Origin of the sequence: Bradyrhizobium sp. WYCCWR 13022, assembly GCF_030435535.1 — a bacterium.
Taxonomy (GTDB): Bacteria; Pseudomonadota; Alphaproteobacteria; order Rhizobiales; family Xanthobacteraceae; genus Bradyrhizobium.
This window is the reverse complement of record NZ_JAUIZJ010000016.1, coordinates 170620-195562: the sequence shown is the minus strand read 5'-3', so window position 1 is coordinate 195562 and position 24943 is coordinate 170620. Positions and strand designations below refer to the sequence as shown.

Sequence of the window (24943 nt, the reverse complement as noted above, 5' to 3'; positions counted from 1 at the left end):
AGCAAAGCCGTTGCCGCGCGATGCAGACGCGGCGTGGCCGTTGATGGGGTTGTTGGAGATCGCGCTCTTAAGCGCGGTCGCTGTAGGCGAGCTTGACGATGTGATCGCGGATGTCGGCCGGCCAGTCGGCAATCAGTCCGGTGAAGCGCCGCCGGTCATCCGCAAACAGCGCGCGCGAGGCTTCCTCGAACTGCGCGAGATTGCCGGCCATGGTCGACATGAAGTGATAGGCCGCATCGCGCGCCTGCCGCTCGCGATCCCTGTCGCCGCTTGCGCGCCTGGCCTCGTCGACGAGCTTTCGCAGCGCGACCGAGGCGCCGCCGGGCTGGGCGTTGAGCCACTCCCAATGCCGCGGCAGCAGCGTCACCTCGCGCGCGACCACGCCGAGCTTTGGCCGGCCGCGTCCGCGCGGTTCAGTTGGTGGAGTGGCCTCCTCGACCGGTGGCGGGATCAGCTTCGCCAGGCGCGCCAGCACCTCGCGATCGCCGCCGCGCAGATCGAAGTCGATCGATCGGCCGGTGGCGTCCTCGAAGATGATGATCGGCTCGTCCGGCCGTGCCGCCACACGCTTGACGACCAGCGCGACCTCGCCAGCCGGCCCGGACACCAGGCGATGCTGTCCCTGGAAGGCGGTGAAAATCCTCTGCATTGAAATCATTGCCATATTGACGACATTGACGCCTTTAATACCCGGGTAAATAGCCGCGGTCAATATACCCGGATGAAAATATTCATCAGGGTGGCTCGACATTGCGCTGCCGGGCTGGCAGGTACGCGACCGACCGACCATGCCTACTCCTGGGGATCTCGCGATGCTGACCGTCCACCACCTCAACAACTCGCGTTCGCAGCGGGTGCTGTGGCTGCTCGAGGAACTGGGCGTGCCCTACGAGATCGTGCGCTATCAGCGCCAGCCCGACATGCGCGCACCAAAGGAGCTGCGTGCGATTCATCCGCTCGGCAAATCGCCCGTCATCACCGACAACGGCAACACCATCGCCGAGTCGGGTGCGATCATCGAATATCTGATCGCGACCTACGGCAACGGCCGGCTGATCCCGCCGCCCGATACGCCGGAGCGGCTGCGCTTCACTTATTGGCTGCACTACGCGGAAGGTTCTGCGATGTCGCCGCTGCTGCTAAAGCTGCTGTTCACGCTGATGCCGAAGCGCGCCCCGGCGCTGCTTCGTCCGCTGGTGCGCAAGGTCTCGAACCAGGCGCTCACTGCGCTGGTCAATCCGCAGCTCAAGCAGCACATGGATTATTGGGAAGGCGAGCTCGGCAAGAGCGAGTGGTTCGCCGGCAACGAGTTCACCGCGGCCGATATCCAGATGAGCTTCCCGCTGGAAGCAGCGCAAGCGCGCGGCGGGCTCGAGCAGGGCCATCCCAAGGCGATGGCGTTCCTCGATCGCATCCATGCGCGGCCGGCCTATGCGCGCGCGCTGGAAAAAGGCGGGCCGTACCAGGTGGGGCGGTAAGCTTCCTCACCGCCCCAATATCATGCTTCAGTCTGCGTGCAGTATGCGTCCGCGCGTCTCGGGCAGCGCGAAGGCAGCGATGAAGAACAGGGCGTAGGCGGCGACTGCGAAGATCGCGATCGCATTGGCCAGCGAGGTCGACGCCGACAGCGCCCCGACGAGGAACGGAAACAGCGCACCGATGCCGCGGCCGAAATTATAGCAAAAGCCCTGGCCCGAGCCGCGCAGCCGCGTCGGATAGAGCTCGGTCAGGAACGCGCCGACCCCGGAGAAATAGCCCGAGGCGAAGAAGCCGAGCGGGAAGCCCAGCACCCACAGGATCTCGTTGTTGAGCGGCAGCTGCGTGTAGAGCAACACCACGGCCATCGCGCCGATCGAGAAGATCAGGAACAGGTTGCGCCGCCCGATCCGGTCGGCAAGCCAGGCGCCGGTAAGATAGCCGATGAAGGAGCCGACGATCAGCGTCGAGAGATAGCCGGTCGAGCCGACGATCGACAGATGCCGCTCCTTGGTCAGGAACTGCGGCACCCAGAAGGTGATGGCATAGTAGCCACCCTGGCAACCCGTCGCCGCCAGTGACGCAAGGATCGTGGTTTTCAGGATCGGGCCCGAAAAAATCTCCCAGAGCGCCGGACGATCTCCGCTCGCGGCGTGCTTCGCGCGCGCTTCGGCGGCGATCTCCGGCTCGGTGACGGAGCGGCGGATGTAGAACACCAGCAGCGCCGGCAGCGCGCCGATCACGAACATCCAGCGCCACGCCGTTTCCGCCGGCATCGACGAGAACAGGATCGCCTGCGACAGCACCGCAAGGCCCCAGCCGACCGCCCAGCCCGACTGCACCGAGCCAACTGCGCGTCCACGATATTGCGGCCGGATCGCCTCGCCCATCAGCACGGCACCTGCGGCCCACTCGCCGCCGAAGCCGAGACCGAGCACGGCGCGCGCGATCAGAAGCTGTTCGAAATTCTGCACGACGGCGCAGACCAGCTAGAAGAACGAGAACCAGATGATGGTGATCTGGAGCGTCCTGACCCGGCCGATGTGGTCGGAGAGGTAGCCGCCGAGCCAGCCGCCGATGGCGGACGCGAGCAGCGTCACCGTGCCGGCAAGGCCTGCCGAGGCCGCGTCGACCTTCCACAGCGCGATGATGGTGCCGATCACCAGCGGGTAGATCATGAAGTCCATGCCGTCGAGCGCCCAGCCCGCCGCGCAGGCCCAGAAGGTTCGGCGCTCGGCCGCATTCATGTCGCGGTAGAAGGCGAGAAGGCTGGTGTCGTCGATCTCGGCGCGCTCGATGCGCTGGAGCGGATCGGCTGTGGTCATGTGCGTTTCCCCGGCAAAATCTTTTGGTCGGGCGGTGGTAGCACGCACGGAGGCCGGCGCAAGCCGGCGCGTGCCTCCTGCCATGCATCGACCGGGTTACTGTCCTGCGGCTTCCGTGCCGCGCGTCCGTGGATCGGGTGCGCCGAGCGGCCCGTTCGCTGTTACGGCAATCGAATTGGCGGAGGTTTGTCCCATCGGCTCGACGATGAGATGGTCCATCGCCTTCAGCGAGGACAGCACATCGTCGGGGAAGCCGCGCTCGACCCGTACCTCGTCCGGCAACCATTGATGATGCAGCCGCGGCGCGGCTACGGCGGCGGCCACGTCCATCTTGTAGTCGAGCACGTTGACGATCACCTGAAGCACGGTCGAGATGATGCGGCTGCCGCCGGGCGAGCCCGTCACCAGCACCGGCTTGCCGTCCTTCAGCACGATGGTCGGCGACATCGAGGACAGTGGCCGCTTGCCGGGCCCCGGCAGATTGGCTTCGTATCCGACGAGACCATAGGCATTGGAGGCGCCGACGGCCGCAGTGAAATCGTCGAGCTCGTTGTTGAGCAGCACGCCGGTGCCGTCGGCGACGAGGCCGACGCCGTAGCTGAAGTTGAGCGTGTAGGTATTGCTGACGGCGTTGCCGCTGCTGTCGACGACGGAGAAATGCGTGGTGTTGCTGCCTTCCCGCGGCGCGGGTGGGGCGGATACGATCTTCTTTGACGGCGTCGCACGATCGGTGGAGATGCTCGCGCGCAGTTTGGCAGCATAGTCTTTCGCCGTGAGCCGATCGATCGGCGCATTGACGAAGGCGGGATCGCCGAGATAGCGCGCGCGATCCGCGTAAGCGCGCTTCATGGCTTCGATCAGCAGATGCAGCGACGCCGGCGAGCCCTGCTTCAAATCGGCGAGCTGAAAGCCTTCGAGGATATTGAGCGTTTCCACCAGCACCACCCCGCCGGAGGATGGCAGCGGCATCGAGACGATGTCGTAGCCGCGATAGGTGCCGCGCACCGGCGCGCGGATGACGGCTTGATAGGCCTTCAAATCCGCCGGCGTCATGATGCCGCCGGCATCGGACACGGACTTGGCGATCTTCTCGGCCACCGGGCCCTCGTAGAAGCCGCGCGGTCCCTGCGCGGCGACGCTCGCCAGCGTGTCGGCGAGGTCGCTCTGCACCAGCCTGTCGCCTTCGCCAAACGGCTTGCCATCCGGCTTTGCGAAAGCTTTCGTCGAGGATGGCCAGCGCGCGAACCGCGGGTACCAGCCCGGCAGCGTATCGGCGATGTCATCGGTGACAATGAACCCGTCGCGAGCAAGTGCAATCGCAGGTTCGAGCAATTGCGCCAGCGTGAATTTGCCCGAGCCGTACTTCTCGAGTGCCAGCGAAAGGCCAGCGACCGTTCCGGGCACGCCGATGCCCAGCCCGGAATCCCGCGATTTGGCGGGATCAGGCTTGCCATCGGGTCCAAGGAAAATTTGCGCCGTGGTCGCCGCCGGCGCGGTCTCGCGATAATCGATCGCGATGTCCTCGTTGTGCTCGGCCGAATGGATCATCATGAAGCCGCCGCCGCCGATATTGCCCGCGCGCGGATAAGTCACCGCCATGGCGAAGCCGGTCGCAACGGCGGCGTCGACGGCATTGCCGCCACGCCGCAAGACGTCGGCCCCGACCCGCGCAGATATCTTCTCCTGCGCCACCACCATGCCATGCTCGGCTGGGATAGCGTGAACCGTGTCGAGCGCAGGAGGGAGATAGGCCCGCCGCGCATCCTGCGCGGTCGCCGATGCAAGACCGAACGCCAGAGCACCGACGAGCGCTAGGAAAGTCCGCCGTGTCGAAAATGACGCCATCATCAAAATTCCGCCGAGCCTTCTGGCCAATTCACACGCGTCACTGCAATGCTATACGGTTTGCGCTAAGAGGGACAAAACAGTTTGTGATGAGGACTGCGCAATGACGACGATTGCCTCGGATGCGCGCGTGACCGGCGCCCCGCGGACCTATCCGCCGCGCGCCGCCGTCATCAGCTGGATCTTCTTCGATTGGGCCGCGCAGCCCTATTTCACCCTGATCACGACTTTCGTGTTCGCGCCCTATTTCGCCACCAGCATCGCGCCGGATCCTGCCACCGGCCAATCGCTCTGGGGTTTTGCGATGGCAGCAGCTGGCATGGCGATCGCTTTGCTGTCGCCCGTGCTCGGCGCCATCGCTGATGCTTCCGGTCGCCGCAAGCCCTGGATCGCGGCGTTCGGCGCGGTTCTGGTGCTGGCCTCCTGTACATTGTGGATCGGCAAGCCCGGTGATCACGCCATCATTCCGCCGTTGCTCACGGCGGTCGCGCTCGCCAGCGTCGGCGCGGAATTCGCCACCGTCTTCAACAATGCGATGATGCCGACCCTGGTGCCGCCGGAGCGCATCGGCCGGCTTTCCGGCACCGGCTGGGCGACGGGCTATATCGGTGGCATCGTCAGTCTGGTCATCGTGCTCGGCTTCCTCGCCGCCAATCCCGAGACCGGCCGCACGCTGCTCGGCTTCACCCCGCTGTTCGGGCTCGATCCCGCCACGCATCAAGGCGATCGCGCTGCAGGGCCGCTGACGGGGTTGTGGTTCATCGTCTTCGTGACGCCGATGTTCCTGTTTACGCCGGATTATCCGGCGAAGCGCCCGATGGGCGAGGCGCTGTACGAAGGCCTCGCTGATCTCACGCGATCGCTGAAGGATCTGCCGCAGCAGAAATCGCTCGCCGCGTTTCTGCTCGCGAACATGATCTATACCGATGGCCTCGTGTCGCTGTTCGCATTCGGCGGCATCTATGCCGCCGGTACCTTCGGCTGGCACACGATCCAGATCGGCACGTTCGGGATCATCCTCGCCATCGCCGGAACCTTTGGCGCCTGGCTTGGCGGCAAGCTCGATGACTTCCTCGGCCCGAAGCGCGTGATTGCCGGCAGCATGCTGATCCTGCTGCTTGCGGTCGCGGCGATCCTGCTCGTCGACAAGGACAGCGTGCTGTTCGTCAAGGTCGCGCCGCCGGTACCGGGCGGACCGCTGTTCGGCGCCGCCGCCGAGCGTGCCTATATCGTGCTGGGGTGTTTGATCGGCGCGGCCGGTGGCCCGCTCCAGGCGGCTTCGCGCACGCTGCTGATCCGGCTCGCACCGAAGGATCGCATCGCTCAGTATTTTGGCCTGTTCGCGCTGACCGGAAAGGTCACGTCCTTCATCGGCCCGCTGCTGATCGGTGTGATCACCGCGGTCACCGCGAGCCAGAAGGCCGGCATGGCCGTGCTGGTCGTGTTTTTCGTCACCGGGTTCGCGCTGTTGATGCGGGTGAAGGAGTAGCATCTCCACCGTCATCCCGGGGCATCGCGGAGCGATGAACCCGGAATTTGGAGGTTGTCGCGCGAGATTCCGGGTTCGCGCTGCGCGCGCCCCGGAATGATGGCAGAATCAGTGTCGGAAGTGCCGCGTTCCCGTGAACACCATGGCGATGCCGTGTTCGTCGGCGGCCTTGATCACCTCGTCGTCGCGCATCGAGCCGCCGGGCTGCACCACGGCGGTGGCGCCGGCTTCGATGCAGGCAAGCATGCCGTCGGCGAACGGGAAGAACGCGTCCGACGCCACGACAGAGCCCTTGGTCAGAGGTTCCGCGAGTTTCAGCTCGTTGGCTGCATCCTGCGCCTTGCGCGCGGCGATGCGGGCTGAGTCGACGCGGCTCATCTGGCCCGCGCCGATGCCGACGGTGGCGAGACCCTTGGCGTAGATGATGGTGTTGGACTTGACGTGTTTTGCTACCCGGAACGCGAACTTCAGGTCGCGCATCTCCGCGTCGGTGGGCGCACGTTTTGTCACAACCTTGAACGTCATGTCGTCGACCACGGCGTTGTCGCGGCTCTGCACCAGAAGGCCGCCTGCGACCGTCTTGGCGGTGAGACCGGGCGAACGCGGATCAGGCAGGCTGCCGGCAAGCAGCAGGCGAAGGTTCTTGCGTGCGCCGATGATGGAAATGGCTTCCTCGCTAGCGTCGGGCGCGATGATCACCTCGGTGAAGATCTTGGTGATCTCGCGTGCAGTGTCGGCGTCGAGCGCGCGGTTCATTGCGATGATGCCGCCGAAGGCCGAGGTGGAGTCGCAAGCCAGTGCCTTGCGATAGGCCTCGACCAAGTTGGCTCCTTCGGCCACGCCGCAGGGATTGGCGTGCTTGACGATGACGCAGGCCGCGGTGCGCTTGGTGTCGAATTCGCCGATGCATTCATAGGCCGCGTCGGTATCGTTGATGTTGTTGTAGGAGAGCTCCTTGCCCTGCAGCTGCCGCGCGGTCGAGACGCCCGGGCGCTTGTCCGGCGTCGCGTAGAACGCCGCGGTCTGGTGCGGATTCTCGCCGTAGCGCAGCGACTGGATCAGCTTGCCGCCGAAGGCGCGGAAATCGGGCGCGTCGATCTCGAGCTGGCGGTTGAACCAGTTCGAGATCGCAGCGTCGTAAGCCGCGGTGCGCGCATAGGCCTTCGCGGCAAGCTGGCGGCGCAGCTTCAGCGTCGTGGCACCGTTGTTCGCGGCGAGCTCGTCGAGCACGGCCTTGTAGTCGTCGGCTTCCACAACGACAGCGACGTCGTCATGGTTTTTCGCGGCGGCGCGGATCATCGCGGGGCCGCCGATGTCGATGTTCTCGATGCAATCCTCGAAGCCGGCGCCTTTGTCGACGGTCGCCTCGAACGGATAGAGATTGACGACGAGCAGGTCGATCGGCGCGATGCCATGCGCCTTCATCGCCTCGGCGTGCTCCTTGTTGTCGCGGATCGCGAGCAGGCCGCCATGCACCTTCGGATGCAGCGTCTTGACGCGGCCGTCCATCATCTCGGGGAAGCCGGTGAGCTCGGAAACGTCCTTCACCTTGAGGCCCGCCGCGGCAATCGCCTTCGCGGTGCCGCCGGTCGAGACCAGTTCGACATCATGCGCGGCAAGCGCCTTGGCGAACTCGATCAGGCCTGATTTGTCGGAGACGGAAAGAAGGGCGCGGGTGACGCGGCGGGGATGGTCAGTCATGAGCAAGATCCTCTGCTAACGGAGTGTCTATGCCCAGGCGCGCGGCGGATATGTGTCGCGCTTCCCGATGGTGCTCCATCCAAGGTCGCCAGTCGCGCGAACGAGCGCTCGATAGCAGCTTTTGGCCGTTTTCACAACGACGAGATGAGCCGAATCGAGCGCGTCTACAGCGGAAGTTCCGGCTCCCGGCGAGCATTGCGGCGGGCGTTGGTCACCGCAGGCGAGGCGGTCGAACGCACAAAACTCCAGCGGATCGAGGGCGCCTGGCGGGCATCCTGGCGGATCACGATCTGGGCGGTGCGGCGGGGCCCGTCATTGCCGGCCAGGAACACGCTGTCCTCGAGATCGACCTTGTCGTCGAGCGCTTCGAAGGTCCAGACGTCGCGGTTCGGCAGCACCAGCATGACGCCGCGGGCATCCGACAGCCGGCTCGCCTTCACCGCCGGATGCAGATGGAAGCGCAACGCGAAATCGGCATCAGGGCCCTTGAGGCGCGCGCCTTGCGGCGGCGACAGCGTGTCCTCACCGTCGATTCGCGCGCCGTCATTGGCCACCATCAGCACGCGGCGATGGATCACGCCGAATTTGGCGAGATAGCCGTCATGCGAGGTCGTCAGCAGCGTGCCGTCCTGCACGATTTCGCGATAGCTCTCGACTTCATGGGGGCCGCTGATGATCGGCGCGCCGTGCAGCAGCCGCTTCATCGCCGACATCTCGACGAACTGGCAGGACGACGTGTCGTGATAGCTCAGCGTCGAATGCGCCACGGTGCCGCGCGCGAACGGTCGCCAATTGTCGCGGCCCGTGGTCGGCATGCCGCAATTGGTGACGATACGGCTGGTGCCGGATGACAGTTCGAACGACAGGCAACCGGCATGTGCATCGTGGCTCACGCCCGGCGGCGGCGGCGGGCCGGTGTCGATGATCACGGTGGTCGGGCCGGCATCGAGGCGCTGGAAGCCGGTGTGCGGCATGTTCGCCATCGGTGCGCCGTGGGCATCGTCATAAGCGAGCAGTGTCGCAAGCAGGTCCGACGGCGTCGCGCTCATGCCGTTGAACAGCGCGAAATTGCCGTCGCCATGCCGGAAGAAACGCAGCATCGGCATCATGCGATCGATCGCGTTGAGCAGCGCCGGCGGCGGCGCAATGTTGCGCGCGGCAAAGGTCTGCCGCAGCGGCAACAGGTCGATCAGCAGTTCGATCAGCGCACCGGGGTTGCGCGAGATGTGTCCGCCGTCGGGAAGGATCTGCCGCTGCAATTCGTCTGAGAGCTTTTTCGACGCGCCGCGGATGTGACGCGCCTGGTTGGCGAGGCAGAGCGTCGTGTAGCACAGCGCGATCTGCACCTGTAGCTTCGGCACCCCGTCGGGGATGTTGACCATGGTGTAGCGCAGGAAGCGGATCTCGCGCGCGAGCGCGCGCAGGTAGCGGCGATAGAACTTGTTGTCGGTGTCGTTGAGAACCAGCGGTGCCTGCGACAGCAATGAGATCACGCGCCGGGCCAGCACATCGGCGCGGCGCGCCACCGGCCGGCGCTTGTTGGCGGGATTGCTGATCCAGTCCTCGACCAGCGCCCGCGCATTCGCCCGCGTCAACGCGGTGTCGGCGGCGCGCAAGTGACGCAGCCAGCCGAAGCCGAGCAGCGCGACCTCCCAATCTTCCGAGGGCGGATCGAGATCGAAGATCGAGCGGCCGTGGCAATTGACGATCTTGCCGGCGAAGACGAAGCGCCCGGCATAGATCTCGGCAGCGCGTGTCGCATCCGCGGTTCGCAGATCATGCGGTGCGATGATCAGCCGATCGGTGCGGCCGGGCCAGACCCGCGACAACGCGACGGAACCGCCGCTCGCGCGCGCGAGCATGTTCCGCGCGAAGCGGTTCATGACCAGCGTCGAGATACGTCTGCGTTGAGCGACCGACACGCCTTGCCTTGAAGGGGGAGAGGATTCCGACGAATCCTTATTAATCCCAAAATCGGTCGGCTGACACCACCTTGAAAGGCTCCGAATCAGGGTGTCGGTAGCAAAATCCGGTGCAAAATCAGGATTTAACGAGCCGGGCCGCGTAAAATCCGTCGAGCCCGCCGAGCTTCGGGTCGGCGTGCGGCAGGTGGCTCGGCAGGGTCCGGAGATCGCCCTCAGGGGTGATGATCTCGCTGAGCCCGGAGACCTCGCTGGCATCGATCGGTACGCGGCGAAGCGCAGGCTCCGCGGCCAGCAGAGTGGCGACGGCCTGCTCCCCTTCTTCGGGTTCCAGCGAACAGGTGCAGTAGACCAGCGTCCCGCCCGGTTTGAGCAGCGATACGGATTTGCGCAGAAGCCGTTGCTGCAGAACGGTCATCGCGGCGACGTCGGATTCCTGCCGCAGCCATGCGACGTCGGGGTGCCGGCGGATTGTCCCGGTCGAGGTGCAGGGCGCGTCGATCAGGACTCCATCGAAGCCCTCTGCCGGCCCTGCCCATTCCACGGCGTCAGCGACGACAGTCTCGGCCTCGAGCGACAGCCGACTCAGGTTTTCGCGCAGGCGTGCCACCCGGGCAGGCGAGCGGTCGAGCGCCGTGACACGCGCGCCGGCTTGTGCAAGTTGTGCCGTCTTGCCTCCGGGCGCGGCGCAGAGGTCGGCGATGGATTTGCCCTTGATGTCGCCGAACAGCCGGACCGGCAGTGCGGCGGCGGCATCCTGCACCCACCATTGTCCCTCGGCGAAGCCGGGCAGCATCGTCACCGAGCCATGCAGCAGCGTACGCACCGATCCGGTCGGCAGCACTTCGCCGTGCAGCCGGCTCGCCCATTGCGCGGCGTCGGACTTCACGGTCAGGTCGAGCGATGGTTCGTGACCGAGCGCGAGCGCCATCTCCCGTGCGGTCGCCTCGCCGTAATGTGCGCTCCAGCGCGCCAGCAGCCAGGGCGGCAGGTCCAGCGATTGGGTCGCGACCTCCTCGACCAGCGCCTGGCCCTCGCGCGCGCAGCGGCGCAGCACGGCGTTGACGAGGCCGGCATAGCGCGCGGCGCGCCGGTCGGATTGCACAAGGCGCACCGAGAGATCGACCGCGGCGTGATCGGGCACGTCCATCCAGAGGATCTGGGCGGCGCCGATCAGCAGCGCGCTCTGCGCGCGCGGCGCGTCGGACGGGATGCCCTTGTCGAGCAGGCGCGACAGCACATGGCCGAGGGTGCCGAGGCGGCGCAGGATGGTTGCGACCAGGCGCCGCATCAGGGCGCGGTCGCGGTCGGCGAGCGTCTTCAGTCCGGGATGGGCACCGGAGCCATCGAGCTGGTCGTCGAGCGTGCGGTGCTTGTGCAGGACGCCATCGACGATGTCGGCAGCGATCCGCCGTGCCGCGAGACCGGGCACTTCGGACGGAGGGGCAAAACGTTGAGATGGCATGCGGAAGCAAGGTTCTGAGCGAGCGGCAGTTCCGCCGAGAGGGGCGCATGCCTAGAGAGCACAGTGTCTGGCACGCGAATATGCCAAATGTAAGAATGGCCTCTGGCGATTTCAGCCCTTAGCTGCCATTTCAGCAATGCGATATTGGATCTCGCGCCTGTCGCGATCCTGCGCTAGGAACCCGGACGATGAACGACCAACCTCCCGCTTCCAGTCGCAAGCCCTTGCCGCCTGCCGCGCAGCGCGCGTTGGCTGAGGCGGAGGAGCGTCGGCGGGCTGCGGCGGCACATGCCGAGGCTGCACCGAAAGAATTGCAGGGGCCGAAGGGGCCTGAGCCCACGCGCTACGGCGATTGGGAGCGCAAAGGCATCGCCTCCGATTTCTGAGGTTCGGCTTTTTCGAGGTCACTTGTCGGTTCGGCCGACTCAGCCCTAGCGTGCGCGGATGCCGCGCTTCGACCCAGATCGCTCCTATCGGTCGTCTTACGGCGGCTCCCCATTCGGCCGTCGCTTCTCCGGACTGTTGCCGTGGATGTTCGTGGTCGGCATCGTCACGGTGATCGTGCTCAGCTTCCGGCATGGCACCCACTGGCCCGTTCCGTATGCGGCTGACGACCGCGCCAGCGAGATCATCCTGCAGCATTCAGGCAATCCCGACGATCGCCTGCAAGTCGACGTCGTCCGCACCATCGATGGCGACACGTTTCTCGCGCGCGTGCATCAGCACGACGGACGCGATCTCGTCGCGCGGGTTCGCCTGCGCGGCATCGATGCGGCCGAGATGAAGGCGTCCTGTCAGGACGAACTGGACAAGGCGGAGGCGGCCACCAAGGCGCTGCGCAATCTGCTCGGTCAGGGTGGCGTCACCATCTACAATCTCGGCTCGGAAAAATACGGGCGCGTTCTTGCCGATGTCGCGACCAAGCGCACGGCAAACGTCTCGGCCGCGATGCTCGCCGGCGGCTACGCGCGCAGCTACAATGGCGGCCATCGTGGCAGCTGGTGCGCGCGCGGCTGGCGCTTCTGGTAACAAAAAAGCCGCGTCTGGCGACGCGGCTTTCGTTGTTCCTGTCTGAGATTTCGATCAGCGCGTCACGACTACCGTCGTGCCGACCGAGACGCGGCTGTAGAGATCGGTGATGTCGTCGTTGAGCATGCGGATGCAGCCATAGGAGACGAAGCCGCCGACCGAGCCCGGCACGTTGGTGCCGTGAATCGCATATTCGCCACCGGCCAGCGTCATCGCCGCAACGCCCATCGGGTTACGCGGCGAACCGCCCGGGATCACGTCGGGAAGCTGCGGCTTGTCGCGCTTCACCTCGGCGGGCGGCGACCAGGCCGGGTTGCGATACTTGCCGTCGATGCGGGTGGTGCCGGCCCACTGCTTGCCGGACTTGCCGACGCCCACCGGATAGCGCACTGCGTGGCCGCTATCGAGGATGAGATAAAGCCGACGCTCGTTGGTTTTGACCACGATGGTACCAGGCGAATAATTTTCCAGGTGCGCGCCCACCATTTCCGGCCGCGCCTCCGCCGCTGTCGAGATCAAGACTCCAGCCCCGATGGTGGCAGCGAGCGCCAGTGCAATCTTCATCGACATCAATTTTTCCCTCAACCCCGAACGGATCGTCCAAAATCACGCAAAACCGGCAATTGCCGCTTCGCCCAGACATCCTTAACCGCGCTTGTTGACCGGAGGGTTTCCACGCGAGGTCGCCGAGGGCGAGCCAGCAGGGGGAAGAAAGGAAATGTTCGAAACAAAGTAAATGACCTGAAAACAACACCCGGCGTGAAACATGCCGCCGTGCCGGCTCCCGCCCTGACAAATGCGTGAGGGTGTGAACGGCAGTCGTTTTGGGAGGTGTTGGCGCGAAGGGCGGCCTCATGTCCCGATGCGCTGCAGCGCCTCAGCGCTGCTGCGCAGAGCCGGGATCCAAGAGGCCACACGTTTCTGCCGTTATATGGGGCCCCGGCTCTGCGGCGCACCGCGAAGTGTGCGCTGCGCCGCGTCCGGGGCACGAGAGAGCTTACGCCGACTTCTTGTTCTGCCGGTTCTTCACGAGGTCATCGACCACGGCGGGATCGGCCAGCGTCGAGGTGTCCCCCAAGCTGCCCGGCTCGTCCTCGGCGATCTTGCGCAGGATGCGGCGCATGATCTTGCCCGAGCGGGTCTTGGGCAGGCCCGGTGCGAACTGGATCTGGTCGGGCGAGGCGATCGGACCGATCTCCTTGCGCACCCAGGTGACGAGTTCCTTCCGCAGATCCTCGCTCGGCTCGATGCCGGCCATCAAGGTGACATAGGCGTAGATGCCCTGGCCCTTGATGTCGTGCGGGAATCCGACCACGGCCGCTTCCGAGACTTTCTCGTGTGCGACCAGCGCGCTCTCGACTTCCGCGGTGCCCATGCGGTGACCGGAGACGTTGATGACGTCGTCGACGCGGCCGGTGATCCAGTAATAACCGTCGGCGTCGCGGCGGCAGCCGTCACCGGTGAAATACTTGCCCTTGTAGGTCGAGAAATAGGTCTGCTCGAAGCGGGCGTGATCGCCATAGACCGTGCGCATCTGGCCCGGCCATGAGCGGGTCAAACAGAGATTGCCTGACGTCTCACCCTCCAGAACATTGCCGTCGGCGTCGACGATCTCAGGCGCCACGCCGAAGAACGGTTGCGTCGCCGAGCCCGGCTTGAGCTTGGTCGCGCCCGGCAGCGGCGTGATCAGGATGCCGCCGGTCTCGGTCTGCCACCAGGTGTCGACGATCGGGCAGCGGTCGTCGCCGACGACGCGGTGATACCACTCCCATGCCTCGGGATTGATGGGCTCGCCGACCGAGCCGAGCAGGCGGAGCGAGGCGCGCGAGGTCTTCTTCACGGGCTCGTCGCCCGACTGCATCAGCGCGCGGATCGCGGTCGGTGCGGTGTAGAAGATGTTGACCTTGTGCTTGTCGATGACGTTCCAGAAGCGCGAATTGTCCGGATAATTCGGCACGCCTTCGAACATCAGCGTGGTCGCGCCATTCGCCAGCGGCCCGTACAGAATGTAGCTATGGCCGGTGACCCAGCCGACGTCGGCGGTGCACCAGTAGATGTCGCCGTCATGATAGTCGAACACGTATTGGTGCGTCATCGAGGCGAACACGAGATAGCCGCCCGAGGTATGCAGCACGCCCTTGGGCTGGCCGGTCGAGCCCGACGTATAGAGGATGAACAGCGGATCCTCGGCATGCATGTGCTCGACCGGGCATTCGGTCGTCACCATTGCAGCCGCCTCGTGATACCAGAGGTCGCGCGTCGGGTTCATGTCGATCTTGCCGCCGGTGCGCTTGACCACGACGACCCAGTCGACGCCGTCGGCCTTGGCGAGCGCCGCGTCGACATTGGCCTTCAACGGCACCTTCCTGCCGCCGCGCAAGCCTTCGTCCGCCGTGATGATGACCTTTGACTGACAGTCGTTGATGCGCTGGGCGAGTGAATCAGGCGAGAAGCCCGCGAACACCACCGAGTGGACCGCACCGATCCGCGCGCAGGCCAGCATCGCGTAGGCCGCTTCCGGAATCATCGGCAGATAAATCGTGACGCGGTCGCCCTTCTTGACGTTGCGGGTGCGCAGGATGTTGGCCATCCGGCAGACCTCGTCATGCAGCTCCTTGTAGGTGATGTGCTTCGACTGAGAGGGATCGTCGCCTTCCCAGATGATCGCGGTCTGGTTGCCGCGCTTGGCGAGATGGCGGTCGATGCAGTTATGGGCGACGTTGAGAATTCCGTCCTCGAACCATTTGATCGAGATGTTGCCGGGAGCGAAGGAGACGTTCTCGATCTTCGTCGGCGCGTGCATCCAGTCGATGCGCTTGGCATGCTCGGCCCAGAAGGCATTCGGGTCCGCGATCGAGCGCGCATACATGTCCTTGTACTTGGCCTGGTCGACCCAGGCTCGCTTGGCCCATTCCGCGGGGACGTCGTAGATCTTCTCGGACATGCTTCCCTCCACATACGGCAAGCCGAGCACAGCGGACTGGCGAGCCGACTTCATCGTTGAACGATTATGCGTCGGGCTAACCGGACCCGACAAGGACAACAAGCTGGACCTTCGGAGAGCGGGCCGCCATGCGGAGGATCAAGCTGCAACGACCGGCTGTCGCAATCTGAAACAGCCAGATCGGCGGCTTCCGGCCCTTTACCCAAATCCCGGGAATAAGGCTGTGCAGGGCGCCCATGCGTCGCAGGAGGTATTTGGAAACCGCTTTTCACTGATTCGGGACTCGCAATGCGGTTCGGAACACCCTAAGTGGCTAAACCGGGTCCCAAGAGGCCTTCCAGGCGAAGCTTGGAACAAAAATCAGAACAGCGGCATTGAACGGTACCAGACAGGGCCAAGGCTTAAGACTATGATGGATCAGCAGAATCTCGGGACGATGCGGCCTGCCTCGGCCGATCCTGCTGCCATTGCGCTGGCCAAAGCCCTCGGACAATGGCCGAAACCGGCCGGTTCCACCCGTCGCAGCCCGAAAAAAGTCTTCGACACGGCGCCCGCGGCGACGGTCGAGACCCTCGCCAAGGAGCTGGGCCTGCGGCTCGGCGACCAGAACGAGCTGACCATCCGGCGCATCCGCCGCGGCAAGGGCTATTCCTTCGTCCGCCCCAACGGCGCCCATATCCGTGACGCCCGCACTATCCGCCGGCTGCACGCCATGGCGGTGCCGCCGGCCTATCGCGAAGTGCGCTACTCGGCCGACCCGAGCTCGCATCTCCAGGCGGTGGGTCGCGATGCCGCAGGCCGGCTGCAGTATCGCTATCACGCCGACTGGGAGAAGGTCCGCGAGCATCGCAAGGCGCACCGCCTGGAAAAGCTCGTCGGCGCGCTGCCCAAAATCCGGCGCAAGGTCTCGGCGTTCCTGTCGGGCGACGCGCCGACGCGCGAGTTCGCGCTCTCGGCCGTGATCGAGCTGATCGCGCGCACCGCGATCCGTCCCGGCAACGAATCCTATGCCCGTCTCAACGGGACCCGCGGCGCCACAACGCTGCTGAAGTCCAACGTCACGCTTGAAGGGGATAGCTTCGTGCTGACCTTCAAGGCGAAGGGCGGCAAGGCCGTGCGCAAGGAGTGCGACGCGGCCAAGCTGGTCCGTGCCATCGGCATTTTGCAGGGCGTCCCCGGCAAGCGCATGTTCCAATATCGCGATGCCTACGGCATCGTGCGCGCCGTCAGCACCACGCAGGTGAACGCGTTCCTGCGCGAGATCGCCGGAATCAAGATCTCGCTGAAGGATTTCCGCACGCTGATGGCGTCCGCCGTCGTCGTGGAATCTCTCTCGCGGATCACGCCGGCGACCAGCCAGCGCGGCCGCAAGAAGCAGGTGCTGGATGCGATCCGCGCCGCCGCCGACAAGCTCTCGAACACGCCGGCAATCTGTCGCAAGAGCTACGTCCACGACACCATCGTCACGGCGTTCGAAGACGGCATTCTCGAACGTTTTGCGGCGACGATGAAAGGCCAGCGTTCGCAGGCCAGGCGCGAGCAGCTTTTGGCGCAGGTGGTCGCGACCGCGGCGGTTTGATCCGCCGCATCGCTACATATTGTCCGAAACACCTTTGTCGGGACCGGGATCGCGGCCGGCGGCGGCACTCGTGAGTCGCCCCAGATAATGCGCCCAGCCTTTCGCGTGCGCGGCCACCTGTTCCTCGGTCGGCAGCCCGCTATGAGTCATGCGCATCAGCGTGCCGCCGTCGCGTTCGATCAGGTCGATTTCGATCAGGCTCGAGCCGGGCGGCACTTCCTGACCGCCCTCCCAGCCGAACGTGTAGGCCAGTCGATGCACCGGGACGACCTCGCGGAAAGCGCCGCGGGCGACGCTGGCACGCGGGCCGATTCCCCTCAGCAGATAGAGCCCGCCGGGATGCGGCTCGGTGGTCGCATCCGAGCCCATCCAGCTCAGGATTTTCTCGGGATCGGTCAAATAGGCGAAGACTGTGGCGCGCGGGGCGGCGATCTGGGTCTCGCGTCGCAATACGAACGGCTCGGTCATCGGCGATCATCCCTGGCGTGTTGCTGGCACATGGCGGCGCCAACGCGGCCCGTCAAGGATTGCCCGTGACAAAGGCGGCCCTCCTTCGCCATCATCGGATCATGCAACTCTCACCGACCCTCGCCTGGCTTGTCGATGCCGCCTCGGACAGTTCCGGCGCCGATCGCCTGCTTGCGGAACTCGGCGCGCATCTGCGCGCCGATGGCGTGCCGCTTGCGGCGGGCGCCCTGACCCTGGAGGTGCCGCACCCGCTGATCGCGAAGCGGACATGGCTGTGGCGCGCGGACAACGGCCGGGTGATCGAGGCGCTGGGATTTGCGCCGGGCGGGCTGGCGCCCGATTTGCCTGACGATGCCGGCCGTCGCTGGCTGCGCGGCGTCGCGGGCGGCGACGTGCATGAAGACGTTGTCGGGCGCGACGGGCCGCTGCTCGGCTGGATCGGGCCGCAGCCGTTTACATCAGACGAAATCGGGCAATTGCGGCAGGCCGCGCGCTTTGCCGCGACACCGCTCGCTGTGCTCGCTGCACGCGCGACATTGCGAGCGACGCTGGAGGCCTATCTCGGCAAGCGCAGCGCCGAGCGGGTGTTGGCGGCACCTCTGCGGCGCGATCTCGGCGAGACCATCCAGGCTGCGCTGCTCTATGCGGATCTGCGCGGCTTCACTACTCTGTCCGAAAATAGTCAGCCGGCGGATGTCATCGCCGCCCTCGATGCCTGGTTCGACCGCATCGCCGGCGCTGTCCATGCCTTTGGCGGCGAGGTGCTGAAATTCATCGGCGACGGGGTGCTCGCGATCTTTCCGGTGGTCGAGGCATCACCGCGTCGCGCCTGCGAGGCCGCGCTGCGTGCTGCAGGCGCAGCCGAGGCCGGAATGGCGTATCTCAACGCGGAACGTGGCGCTCTGGGCTTGCCGCCACTGGCGTTCGGTGCCGCGCTTCACCTCGGCGAGATGCTCTGGGGCAATATCGGCGCGGCCAATCGGCTCGACTTCACGGCGATCGGTCCCGCCGTCAATCTCGCCAGCCGGCTCGAAGGCCTGTGCAAGCCGCTCGGCAGGACCGTGCTGGTCTCGGGCGCGCTTGCCGCCGAAACGGAGATGCCTTTGCTCGCGCTCGGGCTGCACAAGCTGCGCGGCATTGCCTCGCCGTGCGAAGTGCTGACGCTGCCGGAGACGCAAGCACGGACGTCGTAGCTCTTAAACCCCGCCCATCTTGCAAACGAGCTTCCACTCCTCGGTCGTCACCTGCTGCACCGACAGGCGCGAATATTTCACCAGCGCCATGTCGGCGAGCTTCTTCTCCGCCTTGATCGCGGCCATCGTCACCGGCGTCTTCAAGGGCTTGTCGGCCTTGATGTCGACGCAGACGAATTTCTCGGTCTTGTCGGTCGGGTCGGGATAGGCCTCCTTGATGATCTCTGCGATGCCGACGATCTCCTTGCCCTCGTTGGAATGATAGAAGAACGCCTTGTCGCCCTTCTTCATGTTCACGAGATTGATGCGTGCGGTGTAATTGCGCACGCCGGTCCAGGCTTCGCCCTTGGTGCCCTTGGCGACCTGCTGGTCCCAGGACCACACCGATGGTTCGGACTTCACCAGCCAGTACGCCATGCTCATTCCTCTGCCTTGAAGGGGCGGGTCAACAACCCCGAGATCGCGGCGTCGATCGTGCTCCTGCCGCTCAGGATCGAAGCGACCGCTCCTGATACAGGCATCTCGACGTTTTGCGAAGCGGCCAGCTCGATCAGCACCGGTGCGGTGGATTCGCCTTCGGCCAGCTTGCCGGCCGGCGGCTGCTCGCCGCGCCCGAGTGCCAGCCCGAGTGCGAAATTGCGCGACTGCGGGCTCGAACAGGTCAGGATCAAATCGCCGAGACCGGACAAGCCCGTGAGCGTCTCACCGCGCGCGCCGAGCGCGCGACCCAGCCGCGTCAGCTCGGCAAAGCCGCGCGTCGTGAGCGCGGCCTGGGCGGAGGCGCCGAGTTTGCGTCCGACAGAGATGCCGACTGCAATCGCGAGCACGTTCTTGGCGGCGCCGCCGATCTCGACGCCGCGAACGTCAGTGGTGTGATAGGGCCGGAAGGTCGCGGAGCCCAGCGCCTGGACCATCTGGCTCGCCAGTGGCTCGTCCCTCGCCGCAAGCGTCACCGCCGTCGGCAGGCCGCGGGCGACGTCGTCGGCAAAGCTCGGGCCCGACAGGATCGCAGGAATCGCATGCGGCGCGGCTTCCGCGATCACGTCGGTCATGAATTTGTGGGTGCCGTGCTCGATGCCCTTGGCGCAGGCGATGATCGGAACAGAGTTTGTGACGTGCGAGGCCAGCAGGTTCACCGCGCCGCGCAGATGCTGCGCCGGCGCTGCGATCAGCAGCATGTCGGCGCGCGCGGCGAGGGCCAGATTGCTCGTCACCGCAATCTCAGGCGCGAGCCGAACGCCCGGCAGCCGCGGGTTGTCGCGGGTCGATTGGATGCGCGCGGCGTGTTCGGCGTTGCGCGCCCACAGCGTCACGCTTCGTCCTGCGCGCGCGGCCACCATCGCCAGCGCCGTGCCCCAGGCACCGGCCCCGATCACAGCGACGGAGCGGAGCGCAGTCATTGCTAGTATCCCGCCCGCGTCTTGCCGTAACCGGCCGGCGCAGTGGCGTTGGCGTCGAGCAGCCAGCGCGCGCGGGGCTGCGCCTCCATCGTATCGGTGATGCCGAGGGCGAGGCGTTCGGCGCCGGCCCAGGCAATCATCGCGCCATTGTCGGTGCAGAGCGCAGGAGGCGGCATGATCAGTTGCGTCTGTGCTTGCTTGGCCACGTCAAACAGGGCGCCGCGGATCGCCTGATTGGCGGCGACGCCGCCGGCCGCGACCAGCGCGCGTGGCGCGCCGAACTGCTCGCGGAAAAGCCGCAGGCCAACGCGCAGCCGGTCGGCCGTGGAGTCCAGCACCGCGGCCTGAAAGCTCGCGCAGAGATCGTTGACGTCTTGCGGCGTGATCTCGGCGAGTCGGCTGGCCTCGGTGCGGACGGCCGTCTTCAGGCCTGACAGCGAGAAATTGGCGTCGGGGCGACCCTGCATCGGCCGTGGAAACGCAAAGCGCGTCGCATCGCCATTCGTCGCGGCGCGCTCGACCTGCGGGCCGCCCGGATATGGCAGGCCCAGCATCTTCGCGACCTTGTCGAAGGCCTCGCCGATCGCGTCGTCGACGGTGGTGCCGAGCCGCAAATATTGGCCGACGCCGGTGACCGCGACGATCTGGGTGTGGCCGCCGGAGGCGAGGAACAGGCAGTAAGGAAATTCGATACCATCGGTCAGGCGCGGCGTCAGCGCATGCGCCTCGAGATGGTTGACCGCGACCAGCGGCGTGTCATGCACCATCGCGATTGCCTTCGCGGTGGTGAGCCCGACGATGACGCCGCCGATCAGTCCCGGCCCCGCGGCGGCCGCGACGCCGTCGAGCTGGGCGAAACCTATGCCGGCCTCGCTCATGGCGCGATCGATGATGCCGTCGAGCAGGTCGACATGGGCGCGTGCGGCGATCTCCGGAACGACGCCGCCGAAGCGGGCGTGCTCCTCGACCTGCGACCGCACGATATTGGACAAGATCTTGCCGCTCCCGTTGGGCGCGCGCTCGATCACGGCCGCCGCGGTCTCGTCGCACGTGGTCTCGATGCCCAGTACCAGCATTGGCGAATTGTTATCCAATTTGCGCCCTTGCGCTCATCCGGAAAGCAGAGTTCTGGTAACGCGGTAGCATTCCGGGGTTGGCTTATGCAATCGTCACGCGCCGTCCTCCCTCGCGAATGCGTCGCCGCCACGCGGTTCGGGAACACAAGCGATGTCCATTCTTGTCACACGGCCGCATCCCGACAATGAGGCGACGGCGGAAAATTTGCGCGCGCGGGGGCATGTGGTGCTGCTCGCGCCGGTGCTCAAGTGCGAGCCGGTCGCTTTCCATGACGAGAGCGAGGCGGTTTACAGCGCCGTCATCGCCACATCGGCCAATGCGATCCGTGCCGTCGCGCCGCAATTGCGCGACCTCGGGCTCGTCGAGCTGCCGCTGTTCGCGGTCGGCGAGCACACGGCGTCCGTGGCGCGCGAATTCGGCTTTACGGATGTGATCGTCGCCGGTGGCGATGCCGCGTCCTTGCGCGACAAGGTGATGCAGAGCGCGCGCGACAAGGTGCTGAAGAAAAAGAGTACGCTGCTTTATCTGGCGGGCGCCGATCTGTCGCGGGATCTCGGCGGCGAGCTGGGCGCGGACGGGTTCAGCGTGGTCACGCAGACGACCTATCGGATGGCCCCGGTCAAGATTCTCCCGCGCGAGGTCTGCGAAGGCTTTGCCGCGCATGGCATCGAGGCGGTGCTGCATTACTCCCGGCGCAGCGCGCGCGCCTTCCTGGATGCGGCGCGGGACGAAGGCGTCGAAATCTCCGCGCTGGCGATTCCACAATGCTGCCTGTCCGAGACTGTCGCCAGCGTGCTGCGCGATGCCGGTGCGTCGCAGGTTCTGGTGGCCACGCGCCCGGACGAAAATGCCCTATTTGACGCCTTGGAGCGTGCTTTGCGGACCCGTTTGGCGTAAGAGGACGGGCCGAATCCGACGCAATCGGGCTCGTCTCTGGTATGCAAGTGTGAGGAACCGTCACGATGGCCGACGACAAGCCTGAAGACGCAGGATTGGCTCCCGAGTCCGGCCGTGCCAAGCGCACCCCGCCGACCATCGATCTCGAGGCGACCGAAGTCTCCACCCAGCCGCAGGATGTGGCGGGCGAGCCGGAGGCGCAGCCATCGGGCGAGCAGGCAAGCTCCGAGCAGGCCGCGGCTCAAGACGCCGAGGTCGAGACCGCCAAGGCTGAAACAACCAAGGCCGAAACGACCAAGGTCGAGCCGCAGCGCGAGGAGACGCAGGCCGCCGCTGCGCCCGCCGCCATTTCACCCTGGGTGATCGCGCCATTTTCCGGCGCGGCCGCGGCCGCGGTCGTGATCGCAGTCGGTTGGATGCTGGGTTGGCCCGCGGTGCAGGCCCCGCCTGCGGCGCCACCAGTGACGAGCGCCACTGTCGACGCACTGAGCGGTCGCGTCGCGGCAGTCGAAGCCAAGGCGGGCAAGCCCGCGGTCGATCCGGCGATGGTCGCGCGGCTCGATGCGCTGGAGAAATCCGTCGGCGCCCTGCGCAGCGACATGGCCGGTTTGCGGACGCAGTCCGACAAGACTGCAAGCGCAGTGAACGAAAAATCCACGCCGCGTGACTCGTCGGTCTCGTCCGACCTCGCAGCCCTCGGCGATCGCATCTCCCAGCTCGAACGTGCCAGCTCGACCGCACGCGCCGAGCTCGCGCAGCAAGGCGAAAAGATCGCCGATGCCAAGGCGGTGGACGACAAGCCGTTGCGCCACCTGGTCGCAGCCACTCTGCTCGACGTCGCCGTTCGTCATAACGATCCGTACGAAGAGCAGCTCAATGCTGCGCGGGCGTTCACAACCAAGCCCGACGTGCTCAAACCGCTCGATGCGTTTGCTGCGTCAGGCATTCCGACGCCGGTCGTGCTGACTCGCGAGCTCCTCAACATCGTGCCGAAGTTGTCACCGCCGCCGGAGGCGCCAGCCGCTGGCGCCGGCATCGTCGAGCGCCTTGAGGCGGGCGCGTCGAAGCTCGTCCGCATCGAGCGCACCGACGGGGTCGGCAACGATCGCGGCGCCATCGTAACGCGCATCACCGCAGCGGCGCTGCGGAACGATTTCGTCGAGGCGCGGCGCGAGCTGAAGGCGTTGCCCGAGACCAATCGCGCGCCGGCGCAGGCGTGGCTCGACAAGGCCGATGCCAGAGACGCCGCACTCACGGCGTCCCGCAAATTCGCCGACGACGCGCTGGCTGGTCTCAGCAAGCCCGCTCAATAGGATTCGCGCAACGATCCGCGCGTATAGGAACAGTCATGCTTCGCATCGTCCTCTTCCTCGTTCTGATTGCGCTCGCAGGCGCCGGTGCGGCCTGGGTTGCCGATCAGCCCGGCAATGTCGTGCTGACCTGGGGCGGCTGGCGAGCCTCGCCGAGCATTCCGGTGTTCGTGCTCTGCCTCGGCATATTCGCCGTCCTGATCGTCTTGCTCTGGAGCGTTCTGACCGCGATCTGGCGGATGCCCGGACGGATACGCAGCCGCCGGCATGAAAAGCGTCACGCGCGCGGCCGCCACGCCATCACCCAGGGCCTGCTCGCGATCGGTCATGGCGACACTGCGCTGGCCCGCCGTCACGCCGAGGCGGCGCGACGGCATGCGCCCGGTGACCCGCTCGCGCTGCTGCTGCATGCGCAGTCGGCCCAGCTCGAGGGCAATCGCGATGAGGCACAGCGCGCCTTCCGCGCCATGGCCGAGCGCGAGGATACGCGGCTTCTGGGCCTGCGCGGCCTATTCATCGAGGCGCAGCGCGCCGACGATGCGGGCGGCGCGGTGATGATCGCGGAGGAGGCGATCAAGCTGTCGCCGTCCTCGACCTGGGCCTCGCACGCGGTGCTCGGTTTCCGCTGTGCGCGCGGCGACTGGAGCGGTGCGCTGGCGATCCTCGATTCGAATCTGTCGGCGGGCCTGATCGACAAGCAGGCCTATCGTAGGCAGCGCGGCGTGTTGCTGACGGCTCGCGCGCTCGAGCTCGAGACCATGGATCGCGACGTCGCGCGCGAGAGCGTGATGGAAGCCGTCAAGCTCGCGCCGACCCTGGTGCCGGCCGCCGTGCTGGCAGCAAAGTTCGAGAGCGAGGCCCATCAGGTACGCCGCGCGATGAAGCTGGTCGAAGCCGCCTGGCTCGCCAATCCGCACCCCGATCTTGCCGACGCCTATGCGCACGTCAAACTCGGCGATGCCGCGCGGCAGCGCTTGCAGCGGGTGGAGACCCTTGCGGCGAAAACGCCGGCGGACAAGGCCGGCCATGTCGAGGGCCAGCTCGCGATCGCGCGCGCCGCGATCGATGCCACTGAATTCGCCCGTGCGCGCGAGGTGCTCGCGCCCTACGTCAACGATCCGACCCAGCGCGTGGCGTTGCTGATGGCCGAGCTCGAACGCACTGAGCATGGCGACGGCGGCCGCGCCCGCGCCTGGACCTTGCGTGCGGTGCGCGCCCGTCACGACCCGGCCTGGACCGCGGACGGCTATGTCAGCGACCGCTGGCGACCGGTGTCTCCCGTCACCGGCCGTCTCGACGCTTTCCAGTGGCAGACGCCGGTGGCGAGCCTGCCCTCGGACAAGGGCACGACGATCGAGACCTCCGCCTTCGAGGAAGCCATGCTCGCGGCTCCGCCGCCGAAGCGGGTGACGGTGGCCAGTGAGGTGCCGGCGGAACCTGTCGTGACGGCACCTGCTCCGACCCCCGCTCCGGCCGCGCAGGACAATGCGCCGCCAGCCGCCAAGGAAGAGGCGGCGGTGACGCTTGCGGAGCCGGTCAAGCCGGCGCCTGAGGTCGCCGAATCATCGCCGGTGGCGGAAACCCCGGTGTTTCGGACCCGCGCCGACCTCGGCAAGCCCGCACAAGCGCCGATCCAGGCCGTCATCCCGATCGTCCGTGCGCCTGACGATCCCGGGATCGATGACGACGGTCCGAGCGACGAATTTACGGAACAAATCGGCACGCCAAAGGCCCAGGCCGGCGGCTGGCGCGGATTCTGGTCCCGCTGGGGCGCGTGAGGCGCATTTCGCCTCCCGCTTGTCCTTGCCAATTCGGGCCATGCC

The 24943-nt window shown here is 66.2% G+C and carries 20 protein-coding genes, 1 pseudogene and 1 riboswitch; of the genes and pseudogenes, 9 read left to right on the top strand and 12 right to left on the bottom strand.

What is annotated here, in order from left to right; genetic code table 11:
- Positions 1–67: 67 nt before the first annotated feature.
- Positions 68–664, bottom strand: coding sequence for a DUF2239 family protein (locus tag QY049_RS23760; RefSeq protein WP_258764478.1), 597 nt, complete (start codon positions 662–664; stop codon positions 68–70).
- A gap of 148 nt (positions 665–812) precedes the next feature.
- On the opposite strand from QY049_RS23760, the gene QY049_RS23755 reads away from it, so the two are divergent.
- Entirely contained in the window at positions 813–1478 is a 666-nt protein-coding gene (locus QY049_RS23755; protein WP_258764479.1) for a glutathione S-transferase family protein, read from the top strand.
- A 27-nt stretch (positions 1479–1505) separates the two neighbouring features.
- Here QY049_RS23755 and QY049_RS23750 read toward each other — a convergent pair.
- Together QY049_RS23750 and ggt are read right to left on the bottom strand one after the other, a co-directional pair.
- A pseudogene (locus tag QY049_RS23750) lies at positions 1506–2801 on the bottom strand (MFS transporter).
- 96 nt (positions 2802–2897) lie between these two features.
- Positions 2898–4649 (bottom strand): gamma-glutamyltransferase, encoded by a 1752-nt coding sequence (ggt, locus tag QY049_RS23745; RefSeq protein WP_258764481.1) that lies wholly within the window; start codon positions 4647–4649, stop codon positions 2898–2900.
- Positions 4650–4749: 100 nt separating this feature from the next.
- Between ggt and QY049_RS23740 the strand changes: the two genes are divergently transcribed.
- Positions 4750–6135, top strand: coding sequence for an MFS transporter (locus QY049_RS23740; RefSeq protein WP_258764482.1), 1386 nt, complete (start codon positions 4750–4752; stop codon positions 6133–6135).
- A 108-nt stretch (positions 6136–6243) separates the two neighbouring features.
- Here QY049_RS23740 and purH read toward each other — a convergent pair whose 3' ends face one another.
- The 3 genes from purH to QY049_RS23725 all read right to left on the bottom strand — a co-directional run bounded on the left by purH (position 6244) and on the right by QY049_RS23725 (position 11223).
- On the bottom strand, positions 6244–7836 hold the full coding sequence (gene purH / locus QY049_RS23735; RefSeq protein ID WP_258764483.1) for a bifunctional phosphoribosylaminoimidazolecarboxamide formyltransferase/IMP cyclohydrolase: 1593 nt from the start codon (positions 7834–7836) through the stop codon (positions 6244–6246).
- Positions 7837–7860: 24 nt separating this feature from the next.
- A riboswitch (ZMP/ZTP riboswitch) is annotated at positions 7861–7942 on the bottom strand.
- A 58-nt stretch (positions 7943–8000) separates the two neighbouring features.
- Complete coding sequence (locus tag QY049_RS23730) at positions 8001–9719, bottom strand: heparinase II/III family protein (RefSeq protein ID WP_194478839.1); 1719 nt, start codon at positions 9717–9719, stop codon at positions 8001–8003.
- 157 nt (positions 9720–9876) lie between these two features.
- Positions 9877–11223 (bottom strand): RsmB/NOP family class I SAM-dependent RNA methyltransferase, encoded by a 1347-nt coding sequence (locus QY049_RS23725; RefSeq protein ID WP_194478840.1) that lies wholly within the window; start codon positions 11221–11223, stop codon positions 9877–9879.
- Between the two features lie 188 nt (positions 11224–11411).
- Here QY049_RS23725 and QY049_RS23720 point away from each other — a divergent pair, with 188 nt between their 5' ends.
- Both QY049_RS23720 and QY049_RS23715 read left to right on the top strand, forming a co-directional pair.
- Positions 11412–11609, top strand: a complete 198-nt coding sequence (locus tag QY049_RS23720) for a DUF1674 domain-containing protein (RefSeq protein ID WP_194478841.1) — start codon at positions 11412–11414, stop codon at positions 11607–11609.
- Positions 11610–11667: 58 nt separating this feature from the next.
- Positions 11668–12252, top strand: coding sequence for a thermonuclease family protein (locus tag QY049_RS23715; RefSeq protein WP_258764484.1), 585 nt, complete (start codon positions 11668–11670; stop codon positions 12250–12252).
- 54 nt (positions 12253–12306) lie between these two features.
- Here the strand turns inward: QY049_RS23715 and QY049_RS23710 are convergent, their stop codons facing one another.
- Together QY049_RS23710 and acs are read right to left on the bottom strand one after the other, a co-directional pair.
- Complete coding sequence (locus QY049_RS23710) at positions 12307–12822, bottom strand: L,D-transpeptidase (RefSeq protein ID WP_194478843.1); 516 nt, start codon at positions 12820–12822, stop codon at positions 12307–12309.
- Between the two features lie 427 nt (positions 12823–13249).
- Complete coding sequence (acs, locus tag QY049_RS23705; RefSeq protein ID WP_258764485.1) at positions 13250–15196, bottom strand: acetate--CoA ligase; 1947 nt, start codon at positions 15194–15196, stop codon at positions 13250–13252.
- A gap of 409 nt (positions 15197–15605) precedes the next feature.
- On the opposite strand from acs, the gene QY049_RS23700 reads away from it, so the two are divergent.
- Complete coding sequence (locus tag QY049_RS23700; RefSeq protein WP_194478845.1) at positions 15606–16775, top strand: DNA topoisomerase IB; 1170 nt, start codon at positions 15606–15608, stop codon at positions 16773–16775.
- A gap of 12 nt (positions 16776–16787) precedes the next feature.
- Here QY049_RS23700 and QY049_RS23695 read toward each other — a convergent pair whose 3' ends face one another.
- On the bottom strand, positions 16788–17243 hold the full coding sequence (locus tag QY049_RS23695) for an SRPBCC domain-containing protein (RefSeq protein ID WP_194478846.1): 456 nt from the start codon (positions 17241–17243) through the stop codon (positions 16788–16790).
- Between the two features lie 101 nt (positions 17244–17344).
- Between QY049_RS23695 and QY049_RS23690 the strand changes: the two genes are divergently transcribed.
- Complete coding sequence (locus QY049_RS23690) at positions 17345–18436, top strand: adenylate/guanylate cyclase domain-containing protein (RefSeq protein ID WP_258767096.1); 1092 nt, start codon at positions 17345–17347, stop codon at positions 18434–18436.
- Positions 18437–18439: 3 nt separating this feature from the next.
- On the opposite strand, the gene QY049_RS23685 is transcribed toward QY049_RS23690, so the two are convergent.
- From QY049_RS23685 to tsaD, 3 genes are read right to left on the bottom strand one after another with little or no spacing between them, the layout of a single operon-like run.
- The gene (locus tag QY049_RS23685; RefSeq protein ID WP_258764486.1) at positions 18440–18853 is read right to left on the bottom strand and encodes an EVE domain-containing protein; all 414 of its coding nucleotides are present in this window, start codon (positions 18851–18853) and stop codon (positions 18440–18442) included.
- 2 nt (positions 18854–18855) lie between these two features.
- A complete protein-coding gene (locus tag QY049_RS23680; RefSeq protein ID WP_258764487.1) occupies positions 18856–19836 on the bottom strand; it encodes an NAD(P)H-dependent glycerol-3-phosphate dehydrogenase in 981 nt (326 codons plus the stop codon).
- Between the two features lie 2 nt (positions 19837–19838).
- The gene (tsaD, locus tag QY049_RS23675) at positions 19839–20912 is read right to left on the bottom strand and encodes a tRNA (adenosine(37)-N6)-threonylcarbamoyltransferase complex transferase subunit TsaD (protein ID WP_258764488.1); all 1074 of its coding nucleotides are present in this window, start codon (positions 20910–20912) and stop codon (positions 19839–19841) included.
- Between the two features lie 151 nt (positions 20913–21063).
- On the opposite strand from tsaD, the gene QY049_RS23670 reads away from it, so the two are divergent.
- The 3 genes from QY049_RS23670 (at position 21064) to QY049_RS23660 (ending at position 24898) form a co-directional block, all read left to right on the top strand.
- Positions 21064–21810, top strand: a complete 747-nt coding sequence (locus tag QY049_RS23670) for a uroporphyrinogen-III synthase (RefSeq protein ID WP_258764489.1) — start codon at positions 21064–21066, stop codon at positions 21808–21810.
- Between the two features lie 65 nt (positions 21811–21875).
- Positions 21876–23123 carry a COG4223 family protein gene (locus tag QY049_RS23665; RefSeq protein WP_258764490.1) on the top strand — a complete coding sequence of 416 codons (1248 nt, stop codon included), beginning with the start codon at positions 21876–21878 and terminating at the stop codon, positions 23121–23123.
- A gap of 35 nt (positions 23124–23158) precedes the next feature.
- On the top strand, positions 23159–24898 hold the full coding sequence (locus tag QY049_RS23660; RefSeq protein WP_301269970.1) for a heme biosynthesis protein HemY: 1740 nt from the start codon (positions 23159–23161) through the stop codon (positions 24896–24898).
- The last annotated feature ends 45 nt before the right edge of the window (positions 24899–24943 follow it).

Bases quoted from the DNA above. Each gene is read 5' to 3' on its own strand.
- QY049_RS23695 (WP_194478846.1), bottom strand. From the start codon at position 17,243: ATGACCGAGCCGTTCGTATTGCGACGCGAGACCCAGATCGCCGCCCCG.
- QY049_RS23660 (WP_301269970.1), top strand. From the start codon at position 23,159: ATGCTTCGCATCGTCCTCTTCCTCGTTCTGATTGCGCTCGCAGGCGCC.
- QY049_RS23690 (WP_258767096.1), top strand. From the start codon at position 17,345: ATGCAACTCTCACCGACCCTCGCCTGGCTTGTCGATGCCGCCTCGGAC.
- QY049_RS23755 (WP_258764479.1), top strand. From the start codon at position 813: ATGCTGACCGTCCACCACCTCAACAACTCGCGTTCGCAGCGGGTGCTG.
- ggt (WP_258764481.1), bottom strand. From the start codon at position 4,649: ATGATGGCGTCATTTTCGACACGGCGGACTTTCCTAGCGCTCGTCGGT.
- tsaD (WP_258764488.1), bottom strand. From the start codon at position 20,912: ATGCTGGTACTGGGCATCGAGACCACGTGCGACGAGACCGCGGCGGCC.
- QY049_RS23680 (WP_258764487.1), bottom strand. From the start codon at position 19,836: ATGACTGCGCTCCGCTCCGTCGCTGTGATCGGGGCCGGTGCCTGGGGC.
- QY049_RS23670 (WP_258764489.1), top strand. From the start codon at position 21,064: ATGTCCATTCTTGTCACACGGCCGCATCCCGACAATGAGGCGACGGCG.
- QY049_RS23715 (WP_258764484.1), top strand. From the start codon at position 11,668: ATGCCGCGCTTCGACCCAGATCGCTCCTATCGGTCGTCTTACGGCGGC.
- QY049_RS23720 (WP_194478841.1), top strand. From the start codon at position 11,412: ATGAACGACCAACCTCCCGCTTCCAGTCGCAAGCCCTTGCCGCCTGCC.
- QY049_RS23760 (WP_258764478.1), bottom strand. From the start codon at position 664: ATGGCAATGATTTCAATGCAGAGGATTTTCACCGCCTTCCAGGGACAG.
- QY049_RS23710 (WP_194478843.1), bottom strand. From the start codon at position 12,822: ATGTCGATGAAGATTGCACTGGCGCTCGCTGCCACCATCGGGGCTGGA.
- QY049_RS23700 (WP_194478845.1), top strand. From the start codon at position 15,606: ATGATGGATCAGCAGAATCTCGGGACGATGCGGCCTGCCTCGGCCGAT.
- QY049_RS23725 (WP_194478840.1), bottom strand. From the start codon at position 11,223: ATGCCATCTCAACGTTTTGCCCCTCCGTCCGAAGTGCCCGGTCTCGCG.
- QY049_RS23730 (WP_194478839.1), bottom strand. From the start codon at position 9,719: ATGAACCGCTTCGCGCGGAACATGCTCGCGCGCGCGAGCGGCGGTTCC.
- QY049_RS23740 (WP_258764482.1), top strand. From the start codon at position 4,750: ATGACGACGATTGCCTCGGATGCGCGCGTGACCGGCGCCCCGCGGACC.
- QY049_RS23685 (WP_258764486.1), bottom strand. From the start codon at position 18,853: ATGGCGTACTGGCTGGTGAAGTCCGAACCATCGGTGTGGTCCTGGGAC.
- QY049_RS23665 (WP_258764490.1), top strand. From the start codon at position 21,876: ATGGCCGACGACAAGCCTGAAGACGCAGGATTGGCTCCCGAGTCCGGC.
- acs (WP_258764485.1), bottom strand. From the start codon at position 15,196: ATGTCCGAGAAGATCTACGACGTCCCCGCGGAATGGGCCAAGCGAGCC.
- purH (WP_258764483.1), bottom strand. From the start codon at position 7,836: ATGACTGACCATCCCCGCCGCGTCACCCGCGCCCTTCTTTCCGTCTCC.